Genomic DNA, 14,464 nt, shown 5'->3' with positions numbered 1-14,464 from the left:
CCTTTCTCTCTCCTGTTAAAAATATCCCTGTTGCTTTCTTTTTTCCATGGCGGCTTCGGAGCGTTTATCGTCGATACGAGCACCGCGTTCTGAGATTTCGGCAGACAAAATCTCTTCGATGATGACATCTATTTCAACCGCATCTGATTCAACAGCCGCGGTGCAAGTCATATCTCCTACCGTTCTAAAACGAACAGTAGCTTCAAAAGGAATTTCATCGGCTTCTTTATTCAAGTATTCCGAGTCGGCCCAAAGCATACCATCCCGTTCAATGACCTGTCTTTGATGCGAGAAGTAAATACTTGGGATTTCCATTTTTTCTTCCTTAATGTAATTCCAAACATCCAATTCTGTCCAGTTTGAGATAGGAAAAACACGAACATTTTCACCTACGGCAATGCGTCCGTTAAGCATATCAAATAATTCGGGTCTTTGTCTTTTGGCATCCCACTGTCCGAAATCATCCCGAACGGAGAAAATGCGTTCTTTTGCCCTAGCTTTTTCTTCGTCTCTTCTCGCTCCTCCAATACAAGCATCAAATTTAAATTCTTCGATGGTATCCAATAAAGTGACCGTTTGAAGTACATTGCGAGAGGCATATTTACCTGTTTCTTCCTTAGCTTTTCCTTGATTAATGGAATCTTGTACATAACGGACTATGAGTTCAGCCCCCGTTTCTTTAGCTAGCCAATCTCTAAATTCTATGGTTTCGGGAAAGTTATGTCCCGTATCAATGTGTACTAAAGGGAAGGGTATTTTTCCTGGGAAAAAGGCCTTTTGGGCTAATCTAACTAGCGTGATAGAATCTTTACCTCCAGAAAATAGCAAAGCAGGGCGCTCAAATTGAGCAGCTACCTCTCTCATGATATAAATAGACTCATCCTCCAATTTTCTTGGAAACTGCCCTATTTTGTCTTTAATGGTTGAATTTGTCATAAAATGCGTCTTGTATTAGGCGTGTAAACCACATTCTTTTTGGGAGTTTTCCCACCACCACCTGCCGGCTCTAGGATGTTCACCTTCCGCTATGGCCCGCGTACAAGGCGCACAACCAATGGAGATAAATCCTTTTTTGTGTAAGGGATTTTGTGGTATTTTATGGTCTACTAAATATTGATTTAATTCATCGAATGTCCAATCAATCAATGGGTTAATTTTGAATAATTGTCTTTGCTCATCCCATTCCACAATCGGCATATTGGCCCTATTTTCAGATTGTTCTGCGCGTAAACCTGTTATCCAAACCTTCGCACCCTGCAAAGCTCGGGATAATGGTTCCAATTTACGAATAAAGCAGCATTCTTTTCTATTCTCTACTGAGCTGTAAAAGGAATTAAAGCCTTTTTCCGTAACTAGTTTTTCAACAGAGTGAGTATTTGGGAAAAATGTATCAATCGTAATTTGATATTTTCTCGTCGTCAAATCCATTAATTCATATGACTCCTGAAATTGCCTTCCCGTGTCTAAAGTGAATATTTGAATAGGAAGTGACTGACTAGCAATGGCATATAATATGGCTTGATCTTCTTGTCCAAAAGATGTAGAAAATACCATTTTCTCCTCAGCGAATAATTGAGACAATACCCGCAACCGTTCTTCTAGAGGTAGATTTAATAAGGTTTTTTCAATGCTTGAAATATCCATACTCTTAAAATTTTCACAAAAATACATAATGTCTATTGAATTACTATACTTGAATTTAAAAAGATTTACAAGACTTCATATTTGGGAAATAAATCTTTTGTAAATTCATAACGATAAACGACAAAGGATGCATCAAGGCTCAGAGATTTGGTGGAATGAGGGAATGGAGGAAGAAAAATCTCCTTTTTTGGACTTGAAAGCTATAAAAAATTTGGCTAAGCAGGGAGAAGGTCAGCGATTGGAATTTAAAATGAAGGTGAAATTTCCCGAGAAAATTGTCAAGGAAATGGTGGCCTTTGCTAATACAGACGGCGGGATTTTATTGGTAGGAGTAAGTGATGAAGGTCAGGTTCAAGGTGTCAAATTTGTTGACGAAGAGCAATTTCTGCTGGATCGTGCCATTGAAAAATATTGTTTTCCAGTCTTTACATATACCAATTACCGAGTAGAAATAGATGCCCATAGAGCTGTTTTGGTATACCATATTTTCCCTAGTATTGATAAACCGCACATGGTCCAATTATCAGACGAGCCTCAGCCAAAATGTTATGTTCGAATCAAGGACCGGACTGTTCAGGCAAGTAAAGAAATGAAACAAATTTTACGAAGGGAGCATGAGGAGGGAATTCAGTTTAGTTTTGGAGCATCTGAAAAATGGTTAATGGAGTATTTGCATGAAAATCAACAGATTACATTAGCTTTGTTTGCTGAGAAGCAATCTTTGCCTTTATGGCTTGCTTCTAGGAAATTGGTACTTTTAGTTCTGGCAAGAGTATTACGCATTTTGCCTGGAGAAGTATATGATATTTATACCTTACGATGAAAACTAACTATCGGATACTTATTGTTTTAAGTTTGCTTTTTTCTGCTTGTAGTAAACAGGCAGTGGAACCTGAGTTATCCCCCAATCCTTCGGGTTCCATCATCTCTTCTTTTGACTTAATTCAAGATCGTATTTTTACGCCAAGCTGTGCTACTGCGGGGTGCCATTTGGCGGCAACGGATGCTTCTTTTGCCCAGCATGGCTTAGTTTTGGCTAAATCCGCGGCCTATTCACAACTTGTAGGAGTGACAGCAAAAAACCCTAATGCCGTACTCAATAAGATTTTGAGAGTTACAAAATTTCAATCCACACAAAGTTTATTATACCATAAATTAAATTGGGATGCAGCACATCATTCCAGCATTGATTACGGTGTGCCTATGCCATTGGGCGGCAAGCCTTTGTCGGTTGGGCAGTTGAAATTTATTCAAAATTGGATAGAAGCAGGAGCTCCTGAAAAAGGGGAAGTGGCTGATGCCAAACTATTGGATGATACGACTCCTAGTTATGCTGTTAGTTCAGAATTTAGTCCTTTGAGTGAACCATCGGTAGAAGGCAAAGAAGGAATTCAATTGAAGGTTGAGAAGTTCTCCATAGCACCTAATTTTGAGCGGGAGCTTTTTGTTCGAAAACCATTAAATAATGCGGCGCCTGTTTATATTTCTCGAATCAAATTAAAATCCAGACCTAATAGTCACCACATGGTTTTATATGATTTCCAAAATAAGCAAGTTTTACCCAATTTAAACGAGGTGAGAGATTTGCGAAACAGTGACAATAGCATTAATGTGTTTACCTTTTTGCAAATGCAAAATCATATTTTTTTAGGTGGAGGGACAGATCCGAATTCGGATTATTCCTTTCCTGAAGGAACAGCCTTGATGCTACCAGCCAATAGCTCCATTGATTTGAATCCACATTATTTTAACAAAACGAATGAAGTCATTTTTGGGGAAAATTATGTGAATTTGTACACGGTTAAGCCTGAACAGGTGAAAAAAGTGGTACAAATGATTGATTTCAATAATACCAACTTAACCATCGCCCCCAACCAAAAAACGGTTATTTCAAAAGATTTTACATTTGACAAGGCCGTGGCCATTGTCTCATTGACCTCGCATACCCACCAGTGGGGAAAATTATTTCAGATTAAAATCAAAGGTGGAGCCCGAAATGGGGAGGTTATTTATGAAAGTACCGACTGGGCCCATCCTACAGTTATTAATTTCCCCAAGGTGATAGAGTTAAAGGCAGGAGAAGGATTAACTTCGGTGGTTACTTATGAAAATAATACCAACCGTACCATTCGATTTGGTTTAACCTCAGAAGATGAGATGAACATTATTTTTGGATATTACTACGCACTTTAAGACAGAGCCCTAGATACAATTTCACTCACATGCTTAAATTAAAATTTTATGGATCAGAAAATTATTAACCTGTTTGATGAGTACACCCACAAACCATTAAAACGGGAAGTGTTTATAGCGAAATTGAGCAAATTAGCGGGGGGCACAGCCGCTGCTTTAGCTATTTTGCCGATGTTAGAAGGCAATTATGCCATGGCCAATCAAGTGTCGGTTCAAGATGCAGATTTATTGATGGAGGATATTTCTTATCCTGCTAAAAATTGCACCATGAAAGGTTATTTAGTCCAACCAAAACTTTCCAAGGGAAAACTGGGCGCCGTGTTAGTCATTCATGAAAATAGAGGATTAACTCCCCACATCAAGGATGTAACCCGTCGCATTGCCAAGGCAGGCTACATTGCTTTAGGTATAGATGCCTTATCTCCCTTTGGTGGAACGCCAGCCAATGAGGATGAAGGACGAGCCTTATTTGCCAAATTGGATGCAGTTCAAAATCTAGAAAACATAAAAAGTGGTTTAGATTATTTGAGAGGGTTGAAAAACAGTAATAAGAAAACAGGGGTAGTAGGATTTTGTTGGGGTGGAGGCATGGTGAACTCCATGGCCGTTATGGATCCTGAATTAAATGCGGCCGTGGCCTATTATGGTCGACAGGCTGAAGCAGCCGATGTTCCCAAGATAAAAGCTAAGTTAATGCTGCAATATGCTGGTTTAGATGAGCGAATTAATGCCGGCATTCCTGCTTTTGAGGAGGCATTAAAGGCCAATAAAAAGGATTATCAAATCTTTGTTTATGAGGGAGCTCAACATGCATTTAATAATGATTCTTCCCCAGCTCGGTATAATGCTGAAGTGGCCAAATTAGCTTGGTCAAGAACCATGGGTCTTTTTGACCAAACATTGAAATAATCATACAGAAGGGAAGCAGTGTGCTTCCCTTTTTTTATCCATAGTATTGGAAGAGGATTAGACACGAAAAATTAGCTGGGTAACCTGATAAGCAATTTTTTTTTGTTCTGAATATGTGGCAATTAGGAGCTATAAATCAATTTTTTACATCAATTATAAGAAAATAAAAAATAGCTGTTTTTTATATGAAAATTGAAGGTATATTTGCTGCCGTTTCTTGAAATATTTCAAGAAACCAACAGATAATAGTACAATTTTTTGCAATTATTGCATTCTTACGATAAACACATTCGATTGGTAATACATTTACGCTCCCACACATTATAATGGAACAAAAACACAAAAATACTGTTACGGCAGCTGGTCTGCTGGTAGCTATGGGTATCATCTACGGAGATATTGGGACATCTCCTTTGTATGTTATGCAGGCCATCATAGGAAATGACCCTATCAATGAGCTGATGATATTGGGAGGATTGTCCTGTATTTTTTGGACATTGACCCTTCAAACTACCCTCAAGTATGTAATTTTAATCTTGCGTGCAGACAACAAAGGAGAAGGGGGTATTTTTGCCCTATTTGCTTTAGTTCGCCGTCATGCTAAATGGTTAACCTTACCAGCCATCATTGGTGGAGCCACTTTATTGGCCGATGGAATTATTACGCCCCCCATTTCGGTTTCCTCGGCTGTGGAAGGTTTAAAAATGTTGAAAACAAAAGAAGGACTACCCTATGTGACGGATACAGTTCCCATCGTAATCGTCATATTAACGGCTTTATTTATTTTCCAAATTTTAGGAACCAAGGTAGTGGGTAAGTTATTTGGCCCTATTATGTTGCTTTGGTTTAGTATGTTGGCCTTTACAGGTTTAATGTGGATTGAGAATGACTGGAGTATTTTGAGAGCCGTATCACCGCATTATGCATGGGAACTTTTGACAACTCATCAAGCCGGGACAGCTGGTTTTTGGACTTTAGGAGCCGTATTTTTATGTACTACAGGGGCGGAAGCACTGTATTCAGATTTAGGTCATTGCGGTCGTGAAAATATCCGAATCAGTTGGATTTTTGTTAAAATTGCTCTGTTATTGCAATATTTCGGACAAGGGGCTTGGTTATTGCATCATCAAGGAATGTTATTGGATGGTAGAAAACCTATTTTCGAATTACTGCCTAGAGAATTCTTATTCACAGGTATTTGTATCGCTACGGCTGCGGCTGTCATTGCTAGCCAAGCCTTGATTTCTGGTTCTTTTACCTTGATTTCGGAAGCTATTCGCTTGAATTTCTGGCCAAAAGTTCGCTTGATTTATCCTTCAGATCAAAAGGGACAATTGTATGTGCCCTCCATTAATATCTTTTTATGGATGGGTTGTGTAGGTGTGGTACTTTGGTTCAAAGAATCATCTAACATGGAAGCAGCCTATGGTCTAGCGATTACCTTAACCATGTTAATGACGACCTCACTGATGGCTTATTACCTTCACATTAAGAAAGTCGACATGTGGTGGATACTCCTATTTTTAGTCGTTTATATTTCCTTAGAGGGAGCATTTCTAGTGGCCAACTTGCAGAAATTCTCGCATGGGGGTTATGTTTCCTTGTTTATAGCTGGGGTGATTTTATTGGTTATGTATGTGTGGTTTAGAGCTACACGTATTAAGAAAGACTTGACGGAATATGAAAAATTATCTGATTACGTAGAACCTTTGAAGGAACTTAGTCGAGATGAAACCATACCAAAATATGCCACACATTTGGTCTTTATGTCGAATGCAGGGCGAGTTTCTGACATTGAATCTAAGATTATCTATTCCATCTTTCAACGCAGACCTAAACGAGCAGATATTTACTGGTTTGTACACGTAGATACACTAGATGAACCATATACCATGGATTATAAGGTAACGGTGATAGAACCAGATGATATCATTAAAGTGAATTTTAAATTGGGTTTTCGGGTGGAACAAAGAATCAATTTATACTTTAGAAAAGTAGTTGAGGAAATGGTTGCCCGAGGAGAGGTGGATATTACCTCTCGTTATAAATCCTTAAATGAGCAAAATGTGATTGGTGATTTCCGTTTTGTTGTATTGGAGAAATTCTTGTCCTTTGATAATGAATTACCTCTGATGGACAGATTGGTTATGAAGTTTTATTTCTTCTTAAAACAGTTCATGAATTCGGAAGATAAATGGTTTGGTTTAGATAGTGATGCGGTGAAATTAGAAAAAGTACCATTAATCATCAAACCTATTTCAAAGTGTAATTTGAGACGTATAGACTAATATGAGTACAATATTTAGCAAAATTATTTCAGGAGAAATTCCATGTCACAAAATAGCTGAGAATGAGCATTTTTTAGCATTTTTGGATGTAATGCCTTTGGTAGAAGGGCATGTCTTGGTAGTGCCAAAGCAAGAGATTGACTATATTTTTGATCTGTCACCAGATATGTTGGGTGACCTGATGAAATTTGCTCAAAGTGTAGCCCCAGCCATCAGAAAGGCTATTCCATGTAAGCGCATAGGTATTGCAGTTATTGGTTTGGAAGTGCCTCACGCGCACGTACATTTAGTACCTATGAACACAGCCAACGATTTGAATTTCACGCAAGCTAAGCTACAAGTTAGTCAGGATTCCTTGGCAAAAACGGCCGAACAGATTCGTTCGTTTTTGTAATTACTTGAGAAAGCCCTTCAATTTGTTCATCTCTAATTGAGGATTCGCTTTTTCGTATACAATGGCATATACTGCCTCAATGATCGGTAGGTGGATGTTATGTTGTCTTGATATATGGTAAATACTTCTCACAGCATAATATCCTTCTGCAATCATATTCATCTCAATCTGAGCAGATTTAACAGAATACCCTCTTCCAATCATATTTCCAAAGGTTCTATTTCTGGAAAACTGCGAATAGGCGGTCACCAATAAGTCGCCCAAATATCCAGAGCTATTTAAATCGCGGTTTGTTTCAGGATATACCGCATCCAAGAAAAGTTTAATTTCTTGCATGGCATTACTAACCAAGACAGCTTGGAAGTTATCACCAAAACCTAATCCTCGCGTAATACCGCAGGCCATGGCTATGATATTTTTGATAACGGCGCAATACTCCACTCCGTATAAATCTTCAATAGCATGAGATTGTAAAAAACGACTATTTAGGAGGTTAGAAAAAGTCTGAGCTAAAGCCAAATTGGGAGATGCAATTGTCAGGTAAGATTGTTTTTCTAAAGCTACTTCTTCTGCATGACATGGTCCAGCGATCACACAGGTTTGCCCCAAAGGCAGGTTGAATTCGCGTTCTATCCAGTCAGTAACCAACATGTTTTCATCAGGTATCATACCTTTGATAGCTGAGACTACTTTTTTGCCTTCAAAATGCTTTTTATTTAGGTCCTTTAGCGTACTTGGAATAAAAGCTGCGGGAACTGCCAAAATGATGTATTCTACTCCATTCAAAGCATCAGACATTTTGTGGTATGTCTTTACTTTCCGCGGATTTATGGCTACATCGGTTAAATAACTAGGATTATGGTTGTATTTTCTGATAAAGTCTACGTCCGATTTTCTTCGAATCCACCACTTGATTTTAACCTGATTTTCGGATAAGATTTTGACTAGAGCTGTTGCCCAACTTCCCCCTCCCAATACCGTGATGTGGGTAGGGATTTTTTTCTTTAGTTCCTCGATTTGACTCATAGCACAAAATTAATTTAAAAAGATGGAATGAGTTTAGTTTAAAAGGAATATGTCAGTACTCCTCCAAAATTATAACCTAGGCTAGGATAATTCAGGTAGCGTTGGAAATTTCTGTTCAATAAATTATTCAAATTAACTCCTAGAGCTACTTTATCATTGAACTTGAAATTGATATGACAATTTAAATCAAAAATCTCGGCCATGGCTATGGCCTTTGAATCCTTTGGACTCCAAGCATATAATCCATTAATGTATTCTATGGTAGGAATAAGAGAAAGTTTGTTACCTAATAGGATGGTCCCATTCCAATTTATCTTCCAGGCAGGCCTATGAAATGCTTTCTCCAAATCTCCTAAGGATTCGTAGCTATCATAATTAAATCGGACCGCACTTTTGATGGATCGACTTATTTGTAGGTCAAAATTTCCTGAGAAGGTAGTGACCTGAACCTTTTTTAAGCCACCAACATAACTTAATACGAATTGGGTAGGATCTGATGCAGCATTAGTAATGATGGGTAAATCTGTATATTCTGAATAAGCAATCTTAAATTCAAAATCAATATCTCCTGCTTTATCTTTATCGGTACGGTTGGTACCTTTAATTCCAGCATAAAGGTTACCTACTTGAGATGAGTTTTTCAATAAAATAGTAGGAGAAACCCATGGATTTTGTTTCACAAAATTGGCATAAGTATTGAATTGCACATCTCCACCTAATCCAGCAAAAAAATGGATATAGTCTAGGCTTGAAAAGTCGATTAAAAATTGAGGGAAAAAGCTTGTCTTAGCTGGTTCAGGGCCGTCACTTGTTTCTTGTAAGAAATGGGCTCCTGCTGAAACGGTTACAAAGTAATTAGAATAAGTATAAAAAGGTCTAAGCCTAGAAAAACTCCTCGTCAGGGTCAGAGCAGGAGTTTTGTATTCTGAGAGTATCATTTCCCCACTTAAGTTGATGAATGAGTTGGACTTTAATTTTATCTTAGAATAGAAGGAGCCATTGCTAGTTAATTCGCTGACTTCACTCAGATTACTTATCCTTGAGACATCTAGGCTAGCATTAAAATCAAAGGTTGATCGGGGGATATTAGTGCCAAATTTTCCGAAAAAGTTATAGGTATCGTACACTAATCGCTGATCACGGAAACTTGGGATTTTTTGTCCGGGTTCAAAACCGTAGTAATTAGTTCCCAGTTGGGAATAAGCGGCATGCGTCTCCAATTCTAGTTTGCTATCTGCTCGAGAGCGACTCCAGACTTTGACATTGTTCAATTTTTTTCTTGAAAAGATATCAGCCACAGGCCCTTCCGCATAGGCATCATGGGATAAATAAAAGCCTAATCTTTGATCTGCTTTATTCAGATTTAAATTCAAATAGGTATATCCAAAATTTCCGGCACCTACCCTAATTATGTTGTTATTCAGAGAATCCAATCCATAAATCTCCCCGTCCCTCGGATTGATTTTAGACCATTTCAAAGGATGTTCCTCTTGGCTACTCCAGTTTAAGGGCACATCCACTGGCTTTTGGCTGCTTTTCTTATCCTGAAAAGTGGGTAATTTAATTTTCTCTTGGGAAAGTTTTAATTCCCCTAAATTGACTTCTCGATTAATACGAATGGTATCTGCCGTTTGGGGAACAAATGACAAGGCCATTTCGGTCTTTACCATAAAGCCAATGATAAGAAGAATATATCGGAAGTATGAATTTCTCGTGCTGGTTTTCATCTATTTTAATCGACTCTTGGCTAAATTTCTTACATCATTTTCTTTGGTCATATTTTTGGCTAATGCCATATAATATCCCATGGCTTTATCTTTTTGATCTATGGCCATTAAATTGTCAGCATATAATAATAGCCCTCTGAAATAGGTTTTTTTGGTCCGAATGTTTGTCGGAACCACTTTCCGAATCAAGGTTTTGTCTAATAGTTCATCCAATTCAGCGTGTTTCTTTTCTTGGTATAAGAGCTGAGCATATTTCAATTCAGCTTCAGCACCTATTACAATCTGTTGAACAATCGGGCTTAAATGGTTATTAACACTGATTCTTTGTAACCATTTTTTAACTAATTCAGGCTGTTGGGCTTCTTCTGAAATTTGTACATATTTTTGATAGAATTCATTTTTCTCATCCACTTCATACAAGTCATCCCAGGTGGATGTTAATTGATACAAGGAATCCAATTGCTTCGATTTTAAATAGATTTGAACTAAATTTTCATTGGCTAATTTCTGATAACGACTAACTTTAGTATACGACTTGATAAACTGAAAAGAATGAATCGCCACATCTATTTGCTTATTTGTCAGGGCTAATTCCCCCGTTCTTTTCGCTGCATTAATAACCTCCGTTGTTTTAAATTTATCTTTTTTGCTGATAATTTGTTGATAAAATTCAATAGCCTTTGGATAATCATGTAAGCTATCTGAGCTAGCAGCTAGATTTTTTAAAAGGGTATTACTATTCTTCGAATTAGGATAGATTTTTTGAAATTCTAAAAGGGTAGTTCGGGCTATATCCCAGCGTTTACTTTGGTAAATTTCCATGCAATCTTCCCAAAACTTCTCCTCGCTTCCATATTCCTGGTAATGCTTTTTCACCCATTCTACCTCAAGATTTAATCTTTTGTAAATGTTTTTAAGCTTATTTACCACACTCACTCGGATGGTGTCTCCCTGGCTACTACCCAATTGCTCCTCTTTATCCTGAATGGCTAATCGTCCAAAGTTCATGAGTTCTTCACCCTGGGATAGGATGGATAGCTTATCATATGTCTGCGACCTAAAATCCAGAGCTCTTTTATAGTTTAGGGCAGTAGGTGGATTTTTTCCTATAATATCTGAGAAGCCCTTTATGGCTTGAATTAAATTTTCACGGCCTCCTTTTTGATATAAACTAATCCATTGATTCAAGGTAGCCGTTTCCTTATGGATGGAATTGGGGAATTCTTTTAAAAATTTCCCATATAAATCACTTACATCTTCGTATCTACGAAGCTTTTCTAGGATTTTGATTTTATCCCACAAATAATTTTCTTTTTCTGAAGTGCTCCCTTTGTTATAGGCGATTTCCAACAAGCCGATGGTTTGAGCAAGAATATTATTTTCTTGGTATTCAGATGCCTCTTTGGTCGAATTGTATTTCCATACTTCAATCACCTTTTTTCGGGTAGATGCATCTGCTAATGGGGAGTTAAACAATTCCTCTGCCAAAGCTAACTGTGTCGGTCTTTGTTGATTTAAATCAATCAAGGTATTTAACAAGGCTGATTTTAGTTGAAATTTTAGCGCTAAGCTATCCAAAGCCAATTCTCTTCCTGGATTTTTCGGTACAGGGATTTGATGAATGGAGGAATAAATATCAATAAGTTGGTTTAAATAGTATTGGTACACTTTTTCTTCCTCTTTATTTAGGGGAGACTTTTTCTTTTGAAGGTAAGCTTTGCCTAAAATACCATAGGTTTCACCTTGTAAAACCTTGGCTAAAAAGACCAATTGAGGGTTGAATGGAAATGCTTTTACTTCTTCGATTAACCCCAGGATTTGATCGACATGAGCGAGATTGTCTTGGCGATCAAAAAGTTCAATGGCTAGGGCATAGGCTCTCTCTTGATAGGCTTTTTTAAATTCTTCGGTAGCAAAAATATTAAAGGTGAAAAATTCCTTGACTTGGTAAATGCCAGTGCCTTCTTTGCTACATTCGCTGATGGCATGAACAATCATGGTATTTAGCGGTACCAGGTGCTTGCTTTGAGGATATTGACGAACAAATTCCTTTATTTTACCTAACAAGGCATCAAAAGACCCTTGGTTTTCCAAGCTTACCAATAAGTTGAAAGAGGCATCTTCTGACAAAGATTTATTCCAATTAACTTGGATGGCTTTTTCTAAGGAAGAAGCTGCTGCAGTATAGTTTTTGAGATGAAATTGAGACATCCCTATTTGATAGTGAATTAATTGACTTAAAGAATCAGTCAAGTTTTCATTTCCAATAATTTTGTTGAGTAAATTTTCACTGGCTTGATACTGCCCAGATTTGAAGAATGAAAAGGCCTGTTTCAGCGGAATATCCTCGGTGTTACTTTGCAACACCGTTTTTTTGTTTTCATTAATCACTAAATATTTGGCATAAATTTCAGCCGACTTGCTGAATTTTCCTTGGTTAAAATAGATGTCCCCTAACAACCTAGCGATATCAGATTTCTCTACCTCTCTACGGTCGTTTAGTACAATTGGCTCCGCGTAAGCAATTAAATCAGCGTATTTTTCAGGACCCATTTGGTAATAGGCCTGGGTAATCATGGTGGGAATTTGTCTTTTAATTCTGACCCAAACCGAATCAGAAAGGGGAATTTGAGCTAATTGAAAAGGGGCTTCGTCCGCCTTTTTTAGATCAAAAATGGCCGAAGAAAATTGTTTTTGATTTAACTTCAATAATCCCGAATAATAGGAGGCTGCGTAGGCCACAGATTCATTGTCATCATTACTCAATAATTCAAACAAGCTCAGCGCTTTGGTATTTAAGCCCACCTGTAAATAGCAAATCGCTAATTGAAATCGTATTTCAGGATCTAAGATGGATACCCGTTGTTCTATGTATTGAATTGCATCTTGGTATTGACCTGCTTTATAGAGAAAGCTCCCAATTTCCTTAACCAAAATAGATGTTTTTAAACTTGAAGGATGGTTGGCAATAAAACGTTCCACTGCCACCTTGGCTCGCGTGGTGTTGATGTAAAAATCACATAATACGATAAAGAATTCTGCATCAACAATTTCATTGGAATTACGATCGAAATCTTTGGCATTTTTCTCCAAGAACAAAGAAAATTCCATTCTAGCCGCTGCGTAATTGGCGGCATTGTAATAATCTTTGGCTACTCTAAATTGCTCTGCTGGGCTTTTATTGATGTTGGAGTCTTGTGAAAAACCCGGTAGCGTCATCAGAAGACCTATTCCCAAAATGAAGAAGAATAGGTAAATAGGTGTGTAAAAATGGGCTGATTTATTGGCCGTCATCATGTCAATTTTCAATAGGGAATCTTGCTTTAATTCAAAATGTACTCTTTTTTTGAAGTCACTGCCGCACCGATTCCCACTTTTTTGGAGTTTTGTAATACAAAACGATGGTTCTTAAAATAATTTGTGAGAATTCCCTCCACATTACTTTCGCAATCACTGTTGGTCTGAATTTCTTTCACCGTTCCATCCGCTTTAATTTTGATTCTAAAGTCAACAGAGCAAGCGGTGGAGCCTACCGGAATCAGACTTTGTAGGCTTTTTCCGCTGGGCCACTCCCAAACCCCATTATTGAATGGGTAAGCTATGGCCGGAGGTTCTGCTTCTATCTCTGCTCCGTCTGCTTGCCCCTCCGTAACATCTCCTATGGCATCCACTCTTCCTGGATTACCTTTGATTTTATCTTGCTCTGGAGGCCTAACTACTGGCTCAGGGTCATCATCGGGTCTAATTTCTGGGGGTAAAAACTTAGTTGTGGTAACTTTTGGAATTTCTTTGGGCGGAGGTGGAGCTAACTCATCCTGTTTTTTTACTGGAGGGGGAGGAGCTAATCGCATTACTTCTGCCATCACCTCTTTGCCTACATCTGTTTTCTGGGACTGAGCATCCTCCCAGATATGGTAACAAAACATCAATACGATAACCAGGGTAAAAAGGAGGGATCCTTTTAGAGCTGATTTATTTAAAGTAGAAGGATAAATAGCCCTTAATTGAAATGCGCCGTATTCTTGATTTCTATTCTGAAATACGATTTCATCTAAAGTAGTATGTTCTTCTATATGGATTGACATAATTAATCTGGCTAACAAATTGTGCAAGGAGCTTATTTTTTCATTTTATGAAATAAAACGATTCATCCTTGACATATTTCCTTTGACACTTTTGTGGTATCATGTTCAGGAGAAATGATGAATTTCTCAGTTCTATGATAGGAACATTTACCCATTTGCCCCGCAGAGAAAAAGCACTCCATGGTAGTATTCCTGAAT

11 protein-coding genes are annotated in these 14,464 nt (G+C 37.9%); 5 read left to right on the top strand and 6 right to left on the bottom strand.

What is annotated here, in order from left to right:
* Positions 1 to 15: 15 nt before the first annotated feature.
* Positions 16 to 936 (bottom strand): sulfate adenylyltransferase subunit CysD, encoded by a 921-nt coding sequence (gene cysD, locus SKC36_RS08450; RefSeq protein WP_459453245.1) that lies wholly within the window; start codon positions 934 to 936, stop codon positions 16 to 18.
* 15 nt (positions 937 to 951) lie between these two features.
* A complete protein-coding gene (locus tag SKC36_RS08445) occupies positions 952 to 1,644 on the bottom strand; it encodes a phosphoadenylyl-sulfate reductase (RefSeq protein ID WP_459465597.1) in 693 nt (230 codons plus the stop codon).
* Between the two features lie 127 nt (positions 1,645 to 1,771).
* Here SKC36_RS08445 and SKC36_RS08440 point away from each other — a divergent pair, with 127 nt between their 5' ends.
* The 5 genes from SKC36_RS08440 (at position 1,772) to SKC36_RS08420 (ending at position 7,428) form a co-directional block, all read left to right on the top strand.
* Positions 1,772 to 2,467, top strand: a complete 696-nt coding sequence (locus tag SKC36_RS08440) for an AlbA family DNA-binding domain-containing protein (RefSeq protein WP_459453247.1) — start codon at positions 1,772 to 1,774, stop codon at positions 2,465 to 2,467.
* The gene (locus SKC36_RS08435) at positions 2,464 to 3,837 is read left to right on the top strand and encodes a monooxygenase (protein ID WP_459453248.1); all 1,374 of its coding nucleotides are present in this window, start codon (positions 2,464 to 2,466) and stop codon (positions 3,835 to 3,837) included. Before SKC36_RS08440 ends, SKC36_RS08435 begins: the two co-directional genes overlap by 4 nt.
* A gap of 48 nt (positions 3,838 to 3,885) precedes the next feature.
* Complete coding sequence (locus SKC36_RS08430) at positions 3,886 to 4,746, top strand: dienelactone hydrolase family protein (RefSeq protein WP_459465596.1); 861 nt, start codon at positions 3,886 to 3,888, stop codon at positions 4,744 to 4,746.
* Positions 4,747 to 5,072: 326 nt separating this feature from the next.
* Positions 5,073 to 7,034 (top strand): KUP/HAK/KT family potassium transporter, encoded by a 1,962-nt coding sequence (locus SKC36_RS08425; protein ID WP_459453250.1) that lies wholly within the window; start codon positions 5,073 to 5,075, stop codon positions 7,032 to 7,034.
* Position 7,035: 1 nt separating this feature from the next.
* Complete coding sequence (locus SKC36_RS08420; protein WP_459453251.1) at positions 7,036 to 7,428, top strand: HIT family protein; 393 nt, start codon at positions 7,036 to 7,038, stop codon at positions 7,426 to 7,428.
* Here the strand turns inward: SKC36_RS08420 and SKC36_RS08415 are convergent, their stop codons facing one another.
* Genes SKC36_RS08415 through SKC36_RS08400 form a run of 4 tightly spaced genes read right to left on the bottom strand, consistent with a single transcriptional unit; the run spans position 7,429 to position 14,266 of the window.
* On the bottom strand, positions 7,429 to 8,454 hold the full coding sequence (locus SKC36_RS08415; RefSeq protein WP_459453252.1) for an NAD(P)H-dependent glycerol-3-phosphate dehydrogenase: 1,026 nt from the start codon (positions 8,452 to 8,454) through the stop codon (positions 7,429 to 7,431). It abuts the gene before it with no gap.
* Positions 8,455 to 8,492: 38 nt separating this feature from the next.
* Positions 8,493 to 10,124: a TonB-dependent receptor gene (locus SKC36_RS08410; RefSeq protein ID WP_459465595.1), complete on the bottom strand. Its 1,632-nt coding sequence runs from the start codon at positions 10,122 to 10,124 to the stop codon at positions 8,493 to 8,495.
* A gap of 57 nt (positions 10,125 to 10,181) precedes the next feature.
* Positions 10,182 to 13,478, bottom strand: coding sequence for a tetratricopeptide repeat protein (locus SKC36_RS08405; RefSeq protein WP_459465594.1), 3,297 nt, complete (start codon positions 13,476 to 13,478; stop codon positions 10,182 to 10,184).
* Positions 13,479 to 13,504: 26 nt separating this feature from the next.
* On the bottom strand, positions 13,505 to 14,266 hold the full coding sequence (locus SKC36_RS08400) for a hypothetical protein (protein WP_459453255.1): 762 nt from the start codon (positions 14,264 to 14,266) through the stop codon (positions 13,505 to 13,507).
* Between the last annotated feature and the right edge of the window lie 198 nt (positions 14,267 to 14,464).

It is taken from the genome of Aquirufa sp. OSTEICH-129A, from assembly GCF_054558355.1.
This window is presented reverse-complemented; position numbering and strand designations above follow the sequence as displayed.